General features: G+C 53.4%; 20 protein-coding genes. 10 read left to right on the forward strand and 10 right to left on the reverse strand.

Features of this window, described 5'->3' with window-relative positions; translation table 11 throughout:
• Window positions 1-87 precede the first annotated feature (87 nt).
• On the forward strand, window positions 88-1,386 hold the full coding sequence (locus KNP83_RS10185) for an ammonium transporter (protein WP_214762357.1): 1,299 nt from the start codon (window positions 88-90) through the stop codon (window positions 1,384-1,386).
• 39 nt (window positions 1,387-1,425) lie between these two features.
• On the opposite strand, the gene KNP83_RS10190 is transcribed toward KNP83_RS10185, so the two are convergent.
• Window positions 1,426-2,556, reverse strand: coding sequence for an ABC transporter permease (locus KNP83_RS10190; protein WP_214762358.1), 1,131 nt, complete (start codon window positions 2,554-2,556; stop codon window positions 1,426-1,428).
• A complete protein-coding gene (locus KNP83_RS10195) occupies window positions 2,553-3,290 on the reverse strand; it encodes an ABC transporter ATP-binding protein (RefSeq protein WP_214762359.1) in 738 nt (245 codons plus the stop codon). The genes KNP83_RS10190 and KNP83_RS10195 overlap by 4 nt, the downstream gene beginning before the upstream one ends.
• A gap of 166 nt (window positions 3,291-3,456) precedes the next feature.
• On the opposite strand from KNP83_RS10195, the gene KNP83_RS10200 reads away from it, so the two are divergent.
• On the forward strand, window positions 3,457-3,711 hold the full coding sequence (locus KNP83_RS10200; RefSeq protein ID WP_021066710.1) for a GlsB/YeaQ/YmgE family stress response membrane protein: 255 nt from the start codon (window positions 3,457-3,459) through the stop codon (window positions 3,709-3,711).
• A gap of 48 nt (window positions 3,712-3,759) precedes the next feature.
• Here KNP83_RS10200 and KNP83_RS10205 read toward each other — a convergent pair whose 3' ends face one another.
• Window positions 3,760-4,809, reverse strand: coding sequence for a hypothetical protein (locus KNP83_RS10205; protein WP_214762360.1), 1,050 nt, complete (start codon window positions 4,807-4,809; stop codon window positions 3,760-3,762).
• 133 nt (window positions 4,810-4,942) lie between these two features.
• On the opposite strand from KNP83_RS10205, the gene KNP83_RS10210 reads away from it, so the two are divergent.
• Window positions 4,943-5,371, forward strand: coding sequence for an HIT family protein (locus tag KNP83_RS10210; RefSeq protein WP_214762361.1), 429 nt, complete (start codon window positions 4,943-4,945; stop codon window positions 5,369-5,371).
• Between the two features lie 54 nt (window positions 5,372-5,425).
• Here the strand turns inward: KNP83_RS10210 and KNP83_RS10215 are convergent, their stop codons facing one another.
• Window positions 5,426-5,755, reverse strand: a complete 330-nt coding sequence (locus tag KNP83_RS10215; RefSeq protein ID WP_251139333.1) for a hypothetical protein — start codon at window positions 5,753-5,755, stop codon at window positions 5,426-5,428.
• Between the two features lie 174 nt (window positions 5,756-5,929).
• Here KNP83_RS10215 and KNP83_RS10220 point away from each other — a divergent pair, with 174 nt between their 5' ends.
• Both KNP83_RS10220 and KNP83_RS10225 read left to right on the forward strand, forming a co-directional pair.
• Complete coding sequence (locus KNP83_RS10220) at window positions 5,930-6,286, forward strand: hypothetical protein (RefSeq protein WP_251139301.1); 357 nt, start codon at window positions 5,930-5,932, stop codon at window positions 6,284-6,286.
• Window positions 6,287-6,346: 60 nt separating this feature from the next.
• Window positions 6,347-6,910, forward strand: coding sequence for an HTH-type transcriptional regulator Hpr (locus KNP83_RS10225; protein WP_021066715.1), 564 nt, complete (start codon window positions 6,347-6,349; stop codon window positions 6,908-6,910).
• Here KNP83_RS10225 and KNP83_RS10230 read toward each other — a convergent pair.
• The gene (locus KNP83_RS10230) at window positions 6,894-7,232 is read right to left on the reverse strand and encodes a DUF1878 family protein (RefSeq protein WP_353048543.1); all 339 of its coding nucleotides are present in this window, start codon (window positions 7,230-7,232) and stop codon (window positions 6,894-6,896) included. The two genes, KNP83_RS10225 and KNP83_RS10230, sit on opposite strands and share 17 nt — an antisense overlap.
• A gap of 151 nt (window positions 7,233-7,383) precedes the next feature.
• On the opposite strand from KNP83_RS10230, the gene KNP83_RS10235 reads away from it, so the two are divergent.
• The gene (locus KNP83_RS10235; RefSeq protein WP_214762364.1) at window positions 7,384-8,370 is read left to right on the forward strand and encodes a peptidylprolyl isomerase; all 987 of its coding nucleotides are present in this window, start codon (window positions 7,384-7,386) and stop codon (window positions 8,368-8,370) included.
• A 41-nt stretch (window positions 8,371-8,411) separates the two neighbouring features.
• Here the strand turns inward: KNP83_RS10235 and KNP83_RS10240 are convergent, their stop codons facing one another.
• On the reverse strand, window positions 8,412-9,284 hold the full coding sequence (locus KNP83_RS10240; RefSeq protein ID WP_214762417.1) for an HD domain-containing protein: 873 nt from the start codon (window positions 9,282-9,284) through the stop codon (window positions 8,412-8,414).
• 172 nt (window positions 9,285-9,456) lie between these two features.
• Here KNP83_RS10240 and KNP83_RS10245 point away from each other — a divergent pair, with 172 nt between their 5' ends.
• The 3 genes from KNP83_RS10245 (at window position 9,457) to KNP83_RS10255 (ending at window position 11,786) form a co-directional block, all read left to right on the forward strand.
• A complete protein-coding gene (locus KNP83_RS10245; protein WP_214762365.1) occupies window positions 9,457-10,368 on the forward strand; it encodes a magnesium transporter CorA family protein in 912 nt (303 codons plus the stop codon).
• A 68-nt stretch (window positions 10,369-10,436) separates the two neighbouring features.
• The gene (dinB, locus tag KNP83_RS10250; RefSeq protein WP_251139302.1) at window positions 10,437-11,528 is read left to right on the forward strand and encodes a DNA polymerase IV; all 1,092 of its coding nucleotides are present in this window, start codon (window positions 10,437-10,439) and stop codon (window positions 11,526-11,528) included.
• A 39-nt stretch (window positions 11,529-11,567) separates the two neighbouring features.
• Window positions 11,568-11,786, forward strand: a complete 219-nt coding sequence (locus tag KNP83_RS10255) for a YhzD family protein (RefSeq protein WP_251139303.1) — start codon at window positions 11,568-11,570, stop codon at window positions 11,784-11,786.
• Window positions 11,787-11,818: 32 nt separating this feature from the next.
• Here the strand turns inward: KNP83_RS10255 and KNP83_RS10260 are convergent, their stop codons facing one another.
• The 4 genes from KNP83_RS10260 to KNP83_RS10275 all read right to left on the reverse strand — a co-directional run bounded on the left by KNP83_RS10260 (window position 11,819) and on the right by KNP83_RS10275 (window position 15,809).
• Window positions 11,819-12,310: a hypothetical protein gene (locus KNP83_RS10260; protein WP_214762367.1), complete on the reverse strand. Its 492-nt coding sequence runs from the start codon at window positions 12,308-12,310 to the stop codon at window positions 11,819-11,821.
• A gap of 62 nt (window positions 12,311-12,372) precedes the next feature.
• Window positions 12,373-14,148 carry an SLC13 family permease gene (locus KNP83_RS10265; RefSeq protein ID WP_251139304.1) on the reverse strand — a complete coding sequence of 592 codons (1,776 nt, stop codon included), beginning with the start codon at window positions 14,146-14,148 and terminating at the stop codon, window positions 12,373-12,375.
• A 135-nt stretch (window positions 14,149-14,283) separates the two neighbouring features.
• Window positions 14,284-14,655 carry a YlbF/YmcA family competence regulator gene (locus KNP83_RS10270; RefSeq protein WP_114166429.1) on the reverse strand — a complete coding sequence of 124 codons (372 nt, stop codon included), beginning with the start codon at window positions 14,653-14,655 and terminating at the stop codon, window positions 14,284-14,286.
• A gap of 35 nt (window positions 14,656-14,690) precedes the next feature.
• Entirely contained in the window at window positions 14,691-15,809 is a 1,119-nt protein-coding gene (locus KNP83_RS10275) for a DUF445 domain-containing protein (protein ID WP_251139305.1), read from the reverse strand.
• Window positions 15,810-15,858: 49 nt separating this feature from the next.
• Between KNP83_RS10275 and KNP83_RS10280 the strand changes: the two genes are divergently transcribed.
• Complete coding sequence (locus tag KNP83_RS10280; RefSeq protein WP_214762369.1) at window positions 15,859-16,710, forward strand: PucR family transcriptional regulator; 852 nt, start codon at window positions 15,859-15,861, stop codon at window positions 16,708-16,710.
• The last annotated feature ends 65 nt before the right edge of the window (window positions 16,711-16,775 follow it).

Genomic DNA, 16,775 nt, shown 5'->3' on the forward strand with positions numbered 1-16,775 from the left:
GACAAATTGCAATCCAAGTCGTTTTTTTCGTCTTACACTGAAAACAACTTTTGAATCATCAATCGCAAAAAAAGGAGGAATCGCAACATGGAAGACATCTTATATTATATGGACACGCTGTTCGTACTCATCGCCGCCTTGCTCGTTTTGACAATGCAACTTGGATTTGGGTTGCTCGAGACAGGGACGCTCCGGGCTAAAAACGCCGGGCACGTCGCAGTCAAACAAATCATCAGCCTCTCTGTGGCGGCACTCGCCTTTTGGGCTGTCGGTTTCGGCCTCTCATTCGGGGACGGGACCCGCTGGTTCGGGACGGAAGGATTCTTCATGAACGGATCGTTCACGAGCCTGGATTGGGCCAACGTCTCAATCGATATCAAATTCTTGTTCCAGTTGTCATTCGTCGCCGTCGCACTCGCCATCGCCTGGGGCGGTTTCGCAGAGCGGGCTAAACTGTCTGCTTACGTCTTGTTCGGCGTCTTCTTCGTCGCCATCCTCTATCCGATCGTCGCTCGCTCAGTCTGGGCCGGAGGACTTCTCGGAACGATGGGCATGCAAGACTTCGCCGGTTCGGCTGTCGTCCACCTTCAAGGCGGGATGGCCGCACTCATGGCCACCATCATCTTGAAACCACGTCGTAAAACGGAATCACTCGCCGGTCATAACCACGTCTTGACGGTCGTCGGTGGACTCGTGCTCTGGCTCTGCTGGTTCGGTTTCAACGCCGGATCGACGATGTCGGTCGCGGACGGCTTCTTCGGATACGTCGCCCTTACGACGATGCTCGCTACAGCTGCCGGTGCTCTCGGCGCTCTCGCCATCGTCATGATGCACAAGAAAACGGCCGACATCCCGACGATCGTCAACGGTGTTCTCGGGGCACTCGTCGCCATTACCGCCGCTTGCGCCTTCGTCGAACCTTGGGCCGCCATCGTCATCGGTGCCCTCGCCTCGATCGCTACGTATGGTACGAGCATCCTCATGGCGAAATATATCGACGATCCGCTCTGCGCCTTCTCGGTGCACGGTGTCGCCGGCATCATCGGAACGCTCGCACTCGGTTTCTTCGCCTCGCCTCGCTTGGTCGAGATCACTGGCATCGGTTCAGCCGGCCTCTTCTACGGCGGCGGCTTGACTCAACTCGGTGTCCAAGCACTCGGCGTCTTGATCGCCATGGTCATCGCTGGTGGCGGTAGCTACGTCTTCTTGAAACTCCTCGACGTCACGATCGGTCTTCGTGTTACAGAAGAACAAGAAGACATCGGCCTCGACATCGCCGAACACGGGGTTTCGGCCTACGGTGAAGTTGAGACAGAACCAGAAGCACCAGCACGTCTCCCGAAAATTCTCGGGTCGAGCGTATCAGTCATGTCACCTAAGAAATAACGACAACAGTCAGGGACACCCAATCCGGGTGTCCCTGTTTCATGTCAATCGATTCAAATAATAACGGACGACCAAATACGCGAGGCCGAGACCGACGAGCGCGTCCCACGTCGCCCCGAACAAGAGCGAGGCGGCGCCAAGGGCGAGCAGTTGCGCGAACAACAACCGCGTCGCCCACCATTTATACGCAACTAGCCGCTCGGCACGTGTGATCGGCAACCACGACGCCATCGATACCGTGTCGAGCCGTTTAAATAATGGGACGAGTTGGAGCGCCGTCAACCCGACGAAGAGCGGGACGACCAGCCCGACGTACCATCCGTCCGAGAGCCACATGACGACGAGCGCGACGGCGGAAAGCCGCATTACGAGGTCGAGTGAATCGTTCGACCGCATGACCCGGAGTCCGTACACGTAACGGGCGGCATCGGCGCGGGCCAACACCGAACGCTCGAGCAGGCTCACGATGAACGACCGCTCCCGAACATCTTCCCGCATCGCCGGCACATCGACGAACCAACTGACGACCCGGTTGAACTGGGCCTTGCTCTTCTCTTCGAGCATGAGCCAGTCGAGCAGCGGGATGCGTCGGTTCCGTCGCACGTGGAGCAGGACGAACGGGACGAGCGCGGGCACCGGTGTCCATAGCGGTACACTGAACAGCATGAGGAAGCCACTGGCGAGCGCGCTCGGCAAGACGACATATTTCACGCCCTCCAACTTAGCGAGACGACCCGCGCCCGAAAGGAGTACACTCGTTGCGAGGATGGCCCCGACTTCGATCGACGTGAGCGTTTGCGTCCGAACGAGGAGCGGTAACACGACGAGCATGACGAGGATGGCCCGTACGGCGGCGAAGACGACGTTGAACAAACGAACGCCTGTCATGAACGCTTGAATCTCACCGAGTCGCGGCAATAAGAAGACTTGGTCCGCTTCTTGAATCAACGTCCGGGGACGATGCCCGAGCGGCAACAGCAACCAAATCAGCGCCACGATCCATGCACTCGGAAAAGCCGGGTCCAATCCCGTCAAAAACTGGTTATACACGAACGCCCCATAGATGAGCGTGAAGTAAAGCGTGAACAACAACCCGCCGTTCGCGACGTAGCGGCTGTATTTTACGACGTCTTCCACCCAGACGCCAAATCGTTGTTTGAATACGTTCATCGTTTCCGCTCCTCGGCCTCGATTGCCTCGACGTAGATGTCATCGAGCGTGGCATCCGGACGAAGACCGTATGTCTCCCGAAGTTGCGCGGCCGTCCCGGTCGCGATGACCGAGCCTTGGTGCAAGAAGACGAAACGGTCGCAGTGGCGCTCGGCCGTCTCTAAAATGTGTGTCGACATCAAGATGGCGCAGTCTTCCTTATACTCGTCAAACAATCGCAACAGTTGGCGGATCGCGAGCGGATCGAGTCCGACGAACGGTTCATCAACAATCAAGAGCGGTGACTTCGTCACGAGCGCACACAGAATCATCGCTTTTTGGCGCATCCCTTTCGAGAAGACGGACGGGAACCAGTCCAGTTGCTTCTCCATCCGCATATCTCGTGCCAGTCGTTCGGTCCGGCTCGTTAAATCCGCCGCTTCAATATCATACGCTTTCCCGATCAACGTCAAATGTTCACGCAACGTCAGCGTGTCGTACAAGATAGGGGTCTCGGGTATATAACTTATTTTCTTGCGATAATTCTTTTCTGACGAACTGAGTGTCTGGCTATCGACTTCGACCGATCCCGAAATTGGATCAAGCAATCCTAAAATATGTTTAATCGTTGTCGATTTCCCGGCTCCGTTTAGCCCTATCAGCCCGACGAGCTCACCTTTCTTTACATCAAACGAAATATCGTGCAACACTTGCTTACCTATATAACCGCCATTCAAATGGTCGACGTGCAACATGAAAACTCCACCCCTCATTTTCAACTTTTTTTTGTGATATATGTTTTAAAAGCTGTCACATGGGAATAATCTGAACTGTAAGGCATTTTAAAACTTATTCATTACTTCCATTGTTCCATAAAATTGTTAGTGAGAACAATGGACAAAACAGAAAGGAGAATGTTTTATGGGTTGGATTATCACATTAATCGTCGGGGGTATCATCGGTTGGTTAGCAGGTCTTATTTTAGGTAAGGATGTACCAGGTGGCGTCATCGGGAACATCATTGCTGGTATCATCGGTGCTTGGCTCGGTGGCCTCATCTTCGGAGACTTCGGTCCTGCAGTTGGCGGCATCGCGATTATCCCAGCACTTCTCGGTGCGATTATCTTGATCTTAATCGTATCGTTCGTAATGAAGTCAATGAACCGTAAGCGTTAAGCTACGGCTCATGAAAACGGGACCCTCCCCGAGGGTCCCGTTTTTTTGTCATGTCAACATGAGATAGATGGCCTCATCCCGTTCGATGAACCGTTTCTCGCTCTGTAAGCGCAAGAATGTGAAAATCGACTCGAGCAACGTCCGGTCGTAGCGCCATTCGACACCGAGGTCCGTATCGACCCGTTCATTCGGCTCTCCTAAGAGCGCGAGCAGGTCGTCGGGCCGTTTCTGTAAATCGATATCGATACGATTGACCCGACCTTCGACAAACCGGAGCTCCATTCCGTCGTAACGCCAGACGTCGCCCCGTTCCATCGGTTCGCCAATCTCGTCGACGACCGTCTGTTCCCGTTTGTTCATGAGCGCCTCAAGCGTCTCAATCGAATGACCCGTTTGCGCCTTAACCTCGATTTCAATCAATTGGGCCCGTTCGAGGTCGAACTGTCCGGCGATCGTCTCGGCCTGTTCAGGCAACAAGCCAAACGCCAGTTGCACATCTTCCGTCAACGTCACGGCCTCCGTCTCGGTCACCGTTTCTCCATCGACAACGGTGACGGCTTTGACATCGTAGCGACCAGGCATGCGAACAATCTCAACTGCTGAGCCTGCCTCGTCAATCCGCCCCGCCTGCACCCCGTCAATCCAAATGTTCGTTAGCGGGACGTCCGCCGAAGCCCGCAACGTCTTCGGTAGCAACTCGATTCGGTAATCCGCAAAGCCGAACCGCCCTTCGCCCGTATCGAAGAGCCGGAACAACCCTTCCGCCTCCATGCCTTGCGCCCTGTCAGACCGGTCTTGGGCCACTTCCGAGATGGCCTCGCCGCGAATCGACTTCTCTTCATTCAACCACCCCATGAAACGGAGCGCCTCGGCTCGTGTCAGCGGTTCCGCTTCATATTCGACATTCTCCTGAAAGAAACTGACGTCTTCGGTCAACAAGGCCTCCTTGAAGCGGACGTGAATCTTGTCGTTGGCGGCAGCCGGTTTATATCCCCACTGATAGAACGCGCCGACCACGAGGCCGACACCGAGCGTCACGAGGAGCCCGAGGTAGATGTTTCTTCGCTTTGACGGTTGTTTCGATCGTACATACGCCATCCGTTTCTCTTCCTCTCTCTACTTGCTATTGGTTTCAGTGTAGGGGGAATCCACAATGTGGACAATCGTTCTTCCGCCCGAATTTCCATGTTATGATGAGATGGATTAGTCATTCATGAATGGAGGAGTCAGCATGCACACTGAGGACAACTGTATCTTTTGTAAAATCGTTAACAACGAAATCCCGTCATACAAGGTATACGAGGATGACGCCGTCGTCGCGTTCCTCGATATCTCTCAAGTCACGAAAGGGCATACGCTCGTCATCCCGAAACATCACGCCCGTAACATCTATGAATTGCCGGCCGATGTCGCCCGTGACGTCTTCCAAGCCGTCCCTGCCATCGCGAACGCGATTCAACGTGAGACCGGCGCTGTCGGAATGAACATCTTGTCGAATGCCGAAGCGATTGCCGGACAGACCGTCTATCACCTTCACGTGCACCTGTTGCCGCGTTACGATGAGACGGACGGATTCGGTTTGAAATGGGAAACGCATCAAGATGACTATTCATCTGAAGACATGCAAGCAATCGCTGCTGGAATTAAAGCGACGCTATGACAAACGAATGGACCGATCGCCCTATGTGCGACCGGTCCATTTTTGTCTCGCGCCTCATGATGAGTTGATCGAATCGAGATGGCGCTTCCGCTCCTCTTCAATTTGGGCACGCTCGACTTGTAATTTAATCGCCTGCTCGTATAACTGTTGCCGCGATTTGACAGATTCCGCTTGTTCGAATTCTTTTCTTAACAAATTTAGACGGGCATCTATTTCAATCAGTCGCTTTTCAAGCAAAGTTTGTTTCCGCGTCTGTTCGTTCTGTTCCGACGCCTCATATCCCGCCTCGAGTGCTTTCATTATTGTCTGTGCCCAAGGGTCATCTCCCAGTCGCTTGGCCGCGTTATACAGGTCTAACATGTCATCAACCCAACGCTTTTGCATATTCACTGGAGGTCACCTTCCTTTACCCATAGTTTAAAATAAAATGATTTTTCGGTCAAAATTGAATGTTCTGAAAAATTTTATTTAAGATATAGGTTTTTAATCTCTCTTTTTTGGTAAAATAATATGAAAAGAATGTATTCTAGTATCAGCGTGCTCGAGGAGGGGAATGTATTGTCGAATCACAATCGTCGCGATTGGGTTGCTTTTGGCTTCGTCGTAGCGTTTTTAGGAGCTGCGACCGTGAAAAAACTCGCCCGCGGAACGGCGAATGACGCGGCGGCCAATCAACACCGAGCGTCTACAATCACTACGTTGAAAGAACAATTCCAAAAAGTCGCTAAAGATGCGTCGCAAGTTGCGGCGGCAGGTAAGTTACAAGGAAAAGAACTGGCAGATCAAGTGAAAGCCGAAGTCGAACGCTATCAACAAGACATTCAGCCTTCAATCGAGCGGATCCAAGGAAACCTAAACGAGCTTTCGAACGTACAGTCAGATGCGACCGAAGCGAAAGAGGAAAAGGCCAACTGACCCGGTCTGTCGTCATCGCCCGTCGTTTTAGTCACATTGTATCGGAAAGGATGGATCGACATGGAACACGAAAAAGAATTCACTGGCCCTGAGGCCATGCTCTATAGTCATAAAATCATTCAGCTTAGTAAGGCACTGTGGAAGACGGTCGAGAAAGACTGGCAAAATTGGATCAAACCGTTCGACTTGAACATAAACGAGCACCATATTTTATGGATTGCTCACGCCCTCGGCGGCGCCTCGATTTCAGAGATTGCCAAATACGGGGTCATGCACGTATCGACGGCGTTCAACTTCTCGAAGAAGTTGGAAGACCGCGGGTTGCTCACGTTCTCGAAAAAGGAGACTGATAAACGAAATACGTACGTCCAATTGACGCCTGAAGGTGAAGCGCTCTTGCTCGAAACGATTCATGCGTTCGACCCGGAAGAGAACGGTGTCTTCCGCGCCTCGCTCCCGCTTCAAGAACTGTACGGTAAATTCCCGGACTTGACGGACATCACCGCGATCGTCCGCCGCTTATATGGCGACAACTTCATGGACATCTTCGCAGAAACGTCGAAGATGATCACGGAAGAAGCCGGACGTCGCCCTGAGGACGACGAGATCAGTAAAGAAGCTTGACTTGCCGATACAACGGCTCCGTGACGTCTAGCGCCATGCCTTGGCGCACACACGCCGCGAGAATCGTCTCGGGCTCTAGATGCGGATGAAGCATCCCGACGAAATGAACGAGCAAAGGCTCCACGGACGACAGCCCGTAGCGCATTTGCTCGTTTTGCCGTTCTCGGATATCATCCAGCAACGCGAAAAACGCGATCACGTCTTGCCTCGTCAAATTCGCTTTGAGCACCTCATGTTCAAAGGGCCGCTCCGACCAATCGACCGCCCCGAGCAACAGTTCCATTTGAAACGATAATTGATTGATTTTCTCTTCTAACGACACGTTCTCCACCCCATCATTTCACATTCTCTTTCATCATTATACGACACGTTTCTGTGCTATGATACTACACAGGCAAGAGAACAGCTGTTATCATTAACAAAATGTGGTATAGTCGGATTTAGAAACTTATAGATTTATAGGGGTGGAATATATGTCAAACGGAATGACGAATGAACCGAACAAACAGAATAAGAAGTTTTCTACAGGCGCCCTCGTCGGCGCATCAGCGATTGCACTTCTCATCGGTGTCGGCGGCACGTATGCGGCGACAAGCGGCGGGTCTTCTGACAACTCAACAGTTGTTTCTTTTGAAGGCGGCGAAGTGACACGCGGCGAGATCGTGGACAAGAGCTACGATAGCATGGTCCCACAACTTGCGTTCCAAGAAACGATGAACGAATTGCTCGAAAAAGAATACGGCGACAAAGTCGAACAAGACAAAGTCGATGAAGAGTTCAGCAAGACCGAAGAGCAGTTCAACTCGAAAGAAGAGTTCGAGCAAGCAATTCAACAAGCCGGCATGGCCAGCACGGACGAGTTCAAAGAAGCGCTTCGTGGTCAAATGCTCGTCGATGCAGCGAAATCAGAGCTCGTCGAAGTGACAGACGAAGATATCGAAGCACAGTTCGCGAAAGAGAACGTCGAAGTCAAGGCGAGCCACATCCTCGTCGAGACTGAAGAAGAAGCACAAGCGATCATCAAAGAGTTGAACGACGGTGCTGACTTCGCGGAAGTCGCGAAAGAAAAATCGACAGACACAGGTTCTGGTGAAAAAGGTGGCGACCTCGGTTACTTCTCAGCCGGCGCCATGGTCCCTGAATTTGAAGAGTACGCGTTCCAGGAAGACGTCGTCAACAAAGTGTCTGAGCCGGTTCAGTCACAGTTCGGTTTCCATGTCATCAAAGTCATGGACCGTAAAGAAAAAGACCTTAAACTCGAAGACGAGAAAGATCGTATCCGTGAAGAATTGGCGACTGAAAAAGCCGCTTCTGTCGACGCGAACAAAATCTATGCCGAGTTGATCGAGAAATATAACGTCGATGTGAAAGATGCGAAAGCATCGAAGCAGTTCGACGCCGTGAAAGACGCTCTCAAAGCGGAAGAAGAAGCTCCGGCCGAGGAATCGACAGAGCAGTAATCAACAAAAGACGTCCCGCGGGACGTCTTTTTTGCATGCCTTTATAATTTCGGTTTATAGAACGCCCGGTTATCGAGCGCCATGACCCGTTCTGTGAACGTCCCTGGCTCGACGCCTTCGAACGCCTTATCGAACATGTTCATCCGGGCATCGATGTTGTCGATGAAGAACAGCATCTCGGCTTCCGGGAGCTGCGGCGCGTTCGCTGACCCCCACTCCGGTTTCCCGTGATGGCTGAGGACGAGGTGTTGGAGCAACGTCACGACTTCACGGTCGGTCCCGAGCTCTCGGGCCACGACCTCGATCTCAGACGCTATGAGTGAAATGTGTCCGAGCAGCTTGCCTTCGAGCGTATATTCCGGTGTGATTGCGTCCGATAACTCAATCACTTTCGCCAAGTCGTGGAGCACGACGCCTGCGACGAGCAAGTCCCGATTCAATTGCGGATACAGGTCGCACATCGTGTCAGCTAGCTTCAGCATCGACAGGACATGGAACGCGAGTCCTGAATAGACCGCATGGTGATGGCGCACCGCCGCTGGATACGTGAAGTAAGCCTCTGCGTTCCGGACGACGAGCTCTGTCACCAGTTGTTTCATCCCCGCGTGCGCCATCGCCTCGATATAGCCGCGAATCCCGGTCTCGAGTTCCGACTTCGGCACCGGGGCCGAGCGCACGTATGGCGCGATGTTCGTCTCGCCTTCGATGATGGAGATTTGTTTGAGCTTCAGCTGGGTCCGTCCGCGATAATCCATCACTTCCCCGGACGCATGGACGATTTTTTTTGTCGCATATTTGTCCGTGTCGGCACTGTCCCACACTTTTGTCTCAATCTCTCCGCTTTCGTCGCATAGGATGAGCGTCAAGTACGGTTTGCCGTTCCCGGCGAGCCCGCGATACGATTGCTTGATCATGGCATATTGGTTCAACGTTTCGCCCACTTTGAGCTGACCGATTTTAGTAGTCGTCAAAAAAAGCACCTCTCTTCTTGTCAGTACCTACATCTTAACGAAAGTTCAGGTCAGATGCCAACTTTCTGTGAAAAGCGGGAATACTGGAGAGAGAAGCATATTGGGGGAATGAAAGATGAATTGGGATTGGTATACACGACCAGAAGAAATCGTACATGTCGACAATCGTTATGAAGAAGCGTACACGTATTGGCTCGAACAGGTGACGACGGCAAAAGTGACAAAAATCATCGTCGAACGGGACTATATGTATGGCTCGCTGACGCTCGACTATGAACAGCTCGAGCGCGAACCACAAAAAATCGGGCACTATTTCGTGACCCGGGATTTCTTGTGGACGATCGGGTTCGATGAGCTCTATTGCGAGACGGTGGCGGCGAAGCAGTATGCCACCCCGATCGAGGCGTTCTATGACCTGCTCGCTGAAAAAATGGACTATTATTTCCACGGCATCGATGAGTACGAGGAGCGCTTGATGATGACCCAGCGCGAGATGAGCGGCCAAGTGCCGCCCGAATTTATGAACGAGATTTTCGGACTGCGCAGCGAGATCGAACGCTGGTCCGATACCGTCGTCCCATATCGCGAGTTGCTCATGGCCGGTCGCGAGGCGTTCCTTGACGTCGACTTGGACGAGTTGAAGACGTATCGCCTCGCCACGTATCGGGTCGACCGCCTGTTGACGCTAATCGAACATTACCAAGCCGACGTCATCGCGCTGACCGACCTTGCTTCGACACTGTCAAACTTCCGCGGCAACGAGATCATGAAGGCGCTCACCGTCTTCACGGCGTTGACGACCCCGGTCGTCGCCTTCGGCGCCATCTGGGGCATGAACTTTAAAGCGATGCCTGAACTCGACTGGCCACTCGGCTATCTGTTCGCCTGGGTGATGATTATGCTCTTCACCGGTCTGGTCTACGCGTGGTTGAAACGGAAAAATTGGATTGGTTCGCTGCTCCAATTCCCAAATCAAATCCGGAATCAAGACCGATTAGAGAAACGACGCAAAAAGCGAAATAAGTGAAAAAACTAAAAAAACGAACAAAAGTTCGGTATACTGAAAGGAGCAGATGAGACAGAAAGGTGATGTACATGGAACGTTTGATTATCCACGTCGATATGGACGCGTTTTACGCTTCGGTCGAGCAGCGGGACCGTCCGGATTTACGTGATAAGCCTGTCATCGTCGGTGGCGCCCCCCACAGCCGTGGAGTGGTCGCCACTTGTTCGTATGAAGCGAGAAAATACGGGATTCATAGCGCCATGTCGTCGCGCCGGGCGTTCGCCCTCTGCCCGCAGGCGACGTTCGTCAAACCGCGGTTCCACGTCTATCGTCAAGTGAGTCAGCAAGTGATGGACATCTTCAAGTCCATCACACCGCTCGTCGAACCGCTCTCGCTCGATGAGGCGTATTTAGACGTGACCGAAAATACGCTCATGAGCACGTCCGGCCCTTACATCGCACGTTACATCCTCGGAGAAATCAAGCGTCGGACCGGACTGACCGCCTCGGCCGGGGTCGCCCCGTCGAAGTTCGTCGCCAAAATCGCCTCCGGGTTCAACAAACCGAACGGGCTGACGGTCGTCGAAGCGGCCGAGGTCGAATCGTTCCTCGCCCCGCTGCCCATCACGACGATGCACGGGGTCGGCAAAGTGACGGCCCAGACACTGTTCAAACACGGCTATCAGACGATCGCCGACCTCCAGTGCACACGGCCCGAACAGTTGAAGGCCATCTTCGGCCATGACCGCGGTAACCAACTATACGAACTCGCCCACGGCCGCGACCTCCGTCCCGTCGTCCCGACACGGGAACGCAAGTCCATCGGCTCTGAGACGACGTTCGCGTTCGACCTCGACGACCCCGAGGAAGTGTATGAACGTGTCATCCCCGAGATTGAGGATGTGCTCCAACAACTCGATCGGCGCGAACTCAGTTGCCAGACGGTGACGATAAAAATTAAGACGAGCGAGTTCCAGGCTCGGAGCCACCAAATCAAACTGAACCATCCGACGCACGACCACGACGAGATTAAACGGCTCTCCCGCCGCCTGTTCGACGAGATGGCGATTAGCGAACCGGTCCGTTTGATCGGGATGACGGTTTCTGATCTCATCCCCCGTACCGAGACGGCCCGTCAGCTCACGTTCGAGGAACTGACGAAACCTTCGCTTGAAGAATGAATGGCGATTCAGTACAATGAAAGAAAAGGGGGCAGACGGATGGGACAATATACAATCACAGCGTTCGAGAACGACGGCACGGTCGTCTTGAACGATTCTTTTAGCGCAGCAAGCGATGACGAGGCGAAAGCGAAAGGTCTCGCCATGCTTGAGGAAGTCGGGCATGCGCATAAAGGGGCCCGCATCGCGCGGAGCGGACAACTCATCTACTTCGAGCGTTGTAAACTGCCAGGCAAACTAAAAGGAACGGCCTCATAACAGAAGCGCCTCGGGAATCCCGAGGCGCTTGTTCATTCACTATATTTGGCTTCCCACTCGTTGCGCCACTCCATGTAATCCGGATGCAGCTCTTCCGCCGTCTTCCCATCGAGTGAATAGCTCGCTCCCATGAGCGGCTCAGTCGAATCTGGGAATGACGTCCCACCAATGATTTCGCCATCTACCATCATGACCGTGACATTCGTCTGGCCAAGATCTGCGACTTCATCGAGCGGGTGGTCGCGGACGATAAAATGCTCTTGTTGAATGTCACGTCCGATATAGTCATCCGGCGGCGTCGTCTGCACTTCCCACGTACTGCGCGTCGGCAACTCAAGCAAGTCCGCCTTCTCGAAGCTCGACGTTCCATTCCCTTTATAAGAGACGATTTCATAACCTTGCTCCTCTAAATAGCCCTGTGCCACTTTGGCGTCCGCGCCGAGCTTCGGTTCTGACTGTTCACTTTCGTTCGAGCACGCTGCCAGCATGAGCGCACACATAATGATTCCGATTCGTTTCCACATGATTCCTCCACCTCATTGTTTAGCATTTTTTTACATATTCGGCAGATTGACCAACGTGTCCTTCAAAACGGGAAGAGGAGTAAAATCGTGAAGATGGCGATGACGGCCGTCACCACTTGCAGCGGCAAGCCGACTTTGACGAAATCGAAGAAACGGTAGCCGCCGATGCCGAACACCATCGCGTTCGTCGGCGAACCGAACGGGGTCATGAATGCGAGTGACGCCGCGATGGCGACGGCGACGACGAGCGGGTCCGGACTCACTTGAAGCGCTGTGGCGAGTGATACAGCAAGCGGTGCGAACAAGACGGCCGTCGCCGTGTTCGAGATGATTTGACTGAGCGCCATCGTCGCGAGGAAGATGGCGACGAGCACCCAGACCGGTCCGGCTTGACCGAACGAATCACTAATCCACGTGACAAGCCACGCCATGACCCCGGCATTGTCGAGCGCTTGACCGACGGGAATCATCGCGGCAATCAAGAGCAGTGAGGACCATTGAATCGAATCATAGGCGACGTCCATGTGGCGCACGGCTCCAGTGAGCACCATGGCCAGCGCCGCGAGCCATACCGCTACCGTCGGGTCGACCCACTCGAAGACGAGGAGCGTGACCATCATGAGCATAATCAAACCCGTTGCCAGCTGATGACGCTCGGACACGGCCCGGTTCGCGACATCGGTCACCCGCTCATTTGCGAGCAATAAGGACGTCTCCTCCCCGGCCCGTTCTAAATCGTCCCACTCCCCTTGCGCGACGAGCATATCACCCCGTTCAAGCGGCACATCTTTCAATCGCGTGATGGCAATCTCTTCGTTCGGACGGATGACTTGAAGCACGTTCAAGCGGTAGTCGTTACGCAAGTGACTCTCTGATAGACAATGGCCGACGAGCGGGCTGTCCGTCGGGATGGTGAAGACGGCGACACCGCCCGCTTTTCCGTAGACGGCCTTCACGTCGACAGGTTCGACCTTGACACCTTCCCTTCCGGCAATCCGCCGGACATCCGTCTCCGCTCCGCTGACATACACTTGACCTTCGGCAAGTCGCGTATCCGCGCGAGCCGTGACGAAGCGGTGCGTCATGCCTTTTGGTTGTTCGCCGACGACGATCAGACCGTTCCGCGACCAATCGACGTCTCGGAGCGTCCGTCCGATTAACGGGTGCTCCTTAGGGACCGTCAAGGCAAACAGATTCACGTGCGGCAAAGCCAACCGAGGCAGCGCCGAGGTACGCACATCGCTCGTACCGAGCAATCGATTGCCAATGACGTAGAAATAAAGCAGACCGACGACTGCCATGACGAGCCCAATCGGCAAGAATGCGAAGAAACCGAGCGCGCCGGAGGACGTGTTCCGTAATGTCTCAGCCGCCACCAGGTTCGGCGGTGTCCCGATGAGTGTCATCGTCCCGCCGATACTCGAGAAGAACGCGAGCGGCATCAACAGTTTGGCCGGACTCGTCCCCATCTGTCTCGACATGGCGAGGACGACTGGAATCAATAAGGCGACCGTCCCTGTATTCGACATGAGGCTCGACAACAACGTCACCGTGAACATCAAGACGAGAAAGAGACGTACCTCACTTCCTTTTGCATACGGAATGAGCGCAGCCCCTAACCGTTCGGCCAATCCCGTGTGAAATAGACCGGCCCCGACGATGAACAGCCCAGCGATCATGAGCACGACCGAATTCGAAAAACCGGCCATCGCTTCGACCGGTGTCAATTGATTCGTCAAGACGAGCAACAACAGACCGAGGAGCGCGACCAAATCGGCGCGGAGCCAGCCTCCGATAAACCCAATAATCATGACCGTTAAAATCACCAAGGTGACCATCACGTCCACCCTTTCTTGTGAAAGTTTCTACAAACTTACTATACCACGTGTTATGTAAGCGCTATCACAAGGCGGGTGACAATCTTGGCAACAAAAAAAAAAAAAGGATGGCTAGATTGCCATCTGCATTACGTCTTATTGAACTTCGTTATCATTGACCATCGGAGCGTAAAGCTCTTCAAGAGGCTTCATGATAATTTTCGTCACTTCTGTGACGAGTTGATGCATGCGTTGCTCTTCTTGCATGAGCTCCATGATCAATTCGTTCTGTTGAACACCCATCATTTTCGTTTGTGCGTCCATCATCTCTTGTTCAGAGATTTCTTCGCCTTGCATCTGCTTCTGTTGAAGCGTCATTTGGATGTCACGGAAGTCAGCGAATAACTGGTTCGCTTCTGCATCCGCATTGACACGGTCGTATAGTGAAGAGAGATTTGTGAACTCCTCAGAATCGCGAAGTGCTTTTTCCAATTGGTAAGCATGATCGTACAAGTTTGTTTGTGACATGTGACGTCCTCCTAAATACTATTAGGGCGTGCCTCTTAAATGATGGCAATCAACCCTTGAATCAACCCAATCATACCACCTAACAAGGCGCCAAGCCATGTTATTGCCCGGAACTCTCGTTTCGAGATCGACAGGACTATCTCTTCGAGGTACGACGTATCGAGCGAGCTGACCTGCTCTTGCACGATTTGGTCGATTTTGAGGCGGTCCATGACCGTCTCCATTTGATCCGTGAAGCGAGTGATGACGAGGCGCACCCCAGCCGGGACGAGCTCGTCGACGACGCGGTCTTCAATGTCCCGCGTGTACGAGTAGACCGTCCGATCGAGCAACTCCCCGACCGGCAAGCGGGAGACGACTTCCGTCGTCACACCGTCAATCAACCGTTCCTCGAGACGATTGTCAAGCAACGTGTCGACCGAACGTTCGCTGAACCGTTCGAACTCGCGCGTAATCATTTCAGCCATCCCCGATCGCGTCGAGCTGCCACGGAGGATATTGATAATCTCAGGACGGATCATCTCGACAAAATTCAAGTTTTGCACGAACCCGGCAATGAAACCGAGCCGACGCTGGACGAACGAGTCGACCATGTGCCGAAGTTGGGCCTCGCCCTCGACCGAATAGAAATACTCTTCCGATTTGACGAGCAAGGCGTCGACAATTTCGGGAATGATGCCACGGACACGGTCCATGCCGTCCTCACCGAGAATCTCATACAGTTTGCGCGACTTCACATCCGCAAGGACGAGCCGGAGCTCTTGGCGGAGCTTCGTGTCCGCTCCTGCCAAGACACGTGTCTCGGCGTCCGGATAGAGCGGTTCAATGAGCGACCGGATCGTCTTGTCCGAGCGCAACATCGTCCGCACCTCACCTTGGACGTAGTCAGTGATGTGGCCGCCGACTTGTTCATCGAGCAGGCGCTTGCGCATTCCTTCCGGTGTCAGCAAATGTTTGACGACGGTCTTTCCGAGGCTCGTCGCCAACTCATCGCGACGTTTCGGAATCAGACCGGGCGTGAACGGGACGCGCATCTTCCCGATATATTTAGGGTGATGGGGCCGGAATAACATTTTGATGGCGAGGAAGTTGGTCACTCCCCCGATGGTCGCACCGATGGCGATCATAATGAATACTTTGACTAGACTATCCAAACTGTCTGCCTCCGATCTGAAATATGATACATTTGTTGAAGAGGTGATTGTGTTGACTACGTTTGAACGAATTAAATCAATTTTCCCGATGGCTGTCCACCGGTCTGAAGAAGCATCGGGTGATGTTCGCTGGTATCAAGCTCAAGATGGGACGGTCTTCGGCCTACCGAACATAGATCTGACGAAGCGTGAGCGGCAGTTGCTCGAATGGTCCGCCACTCCGTTGGTAACGAAACTGAACCCGCGACAAGCCAAGTGGCAGGATCGTCTGCTCACCGATACGTATCGGTTCGACCGGCCGTTTCGCCTCATGTCGCTCGTCCTGCATTATCAAGATCCTGAGGCGCTCGAACAATTTTTAGACGTGTTAGCCGACTTTATGCCTGACGCAGAGATCGTTCTCATGACCCGGTCGCACGTCGAAATCATCGAGACCGATCAGTTCGTCGAGCTGACCGAGTTCGAGGACGTCTTGCGGGCGATCGCGAGCGATTGTTACGTCGAGGCACACGTCATCTATAGCGCACGTCCGCTCGGGAACCTGGGACCACTTTATGACCAACATCAGGTGCTACTCCCACTTGCCAAGCTCTCTACTAAAGCTTACCCTGCTAGTCAATTATTATACCATTATTTACTACAACGCCATGAGACTTTTGATGTACGTCGCCGTCTGACGGCCACTGTCGTCGCGTCGCTCGACAAGACGACAATCGATGTATTGGAAGCGCTATTCGCCAACTCGTTGAACGTATCACATACGGCGAAGGCGTTATTCATGCATCGAAACACGCTCAACTATCGGCTCGACCGGCTATATGAAGCGACCGGTTATGACGCTCGCACCTTTTATGATGCCAGTCTGCTCCAACTGATTGTCACGTTGCACAAATCTGAGTAATCGTTTTTGTGCAACGTGTACATATTCGATGCAAGCGGTTTCATCGTATAATCAGTCTTGTAAGC

Source organism: Exiguobacterium sp. s146, from assembly GCF_018618415.1.
In the GTDB taxonomy this organism is placed as follows: Bacteria; Bacillota; Bacilli; order Exiguobacteriales; family Exiguobacteriaceae; genus Exiguobacterium.

Bases quoted from the DNA above. Each gene is read 5' to 3' on its own strand.
- KNP83_RS10185 (WP_214762357.1), top strand. From the start codon at position 88: ATGGAAGACATCTTATATTATATGGACACGCTGTTCGTACTCATCGCC.
- KNP83_RS10255 (WP_251139303.1), top strand. From the start codon at position 11,568: ATGGGACAATATACAATCACAGCGTTCGAGAACGACGGCACGGTCGTC.
- KNP83_RS10200 (WP_021066710.1), top strand. From the start codon at position 3,457: ATGGGTTGGATTATCACATTAATCGTCGGGGGTATCATCGGTTGGTTA.
- KNP83_RS10245 (WP_214762365.1), top strand. From the start codon at position 9,457: ATGAATTGGGATTGGTATACACGACCAGAAGAAATCGTACATGTCGAC.
- KNP83_RS10205 (WP_214762360.1), bottom strand. From the start codon at position 4,809: ATGGCGTATGTACGATCGAAACAACCGTCAAAGCGAAGAAACATCTAC.
- KNP83_RS10265 (WP_251139304.1), bottom strand. From the start codon at position 14,148: ATGGTCACCTTGGTGATTTTAACGGTCATGATTATTGGGTTTATCGGA.
- KNP83_RS10240 (WP_214762417.1), bottom strand. From the start codon at position 9,284: ATGATCAAGCAATCGTATCGCGGGCTCGCCGGGAACGGCAAACCGTAC.
- KNP83_RS10215 (WP_251139333.1), bottom strand. From the start codon at position 5,755: ATGCAAAAGCGTTGGGTTGATGACATGTTAGACCTGTATAACGCGGCC.
- KNP83_RS10190 (WP_214762358.1), bottom strand. From the start codon at position 2,556: ATGAACGTATTCAAACAACGATTTGGCGTCTGGGTGGAAGACGTCGTA.
- KNP83_RS10270 (WP_114166429.1), bottom strand. From the start codon at position 14,655: ATGTCACAAACAAACTTGTACGATCATGCTTACCAATTGGAAAAAGCA.
- KNP83_RS10195 (WP_214762359.1), bottom strand. From the start codon at position 3,290: ATGTTGCACGTCGACCATTTGAATGGCGGTTATATAGGTAAGCAAGTG.
- KNP83_RS10225 (WP_021066715.1), top strand. From the start codon at position 6,347: ATGGAACACGAAAAAGAATTCACTGGCCCTGAGGCCATGCTCTATAGT.
- KNP83_RS10235 (WP_214762364.1), top strand. From the start codon at position 7,384: ATGTCAAACGGAATGACGAATGAACCGAACAAACAGAATAAGAAGTTT.
- KNP83_RS10210 (WP_214762361.1), top strand. From the start codon at position 4,943: ATGCACACTGAGGACAACTGTATCTTTTGTAAAATCGTTAACAACGAA.
- dinB (WP_251139302.1), top strand. From the start codon at position 10,437: ATGGAACGTTTGATTATCCACGTCGATATGGACGCGTTTTACGCTTCG.
- KNP83_RS10260 (WP_214762367.1), bottom strand. From the start codon at position 12,310: ATGTGGAAACGAATCGGAATCATTATGTGTGCGCTCATGCTGGCAGCG.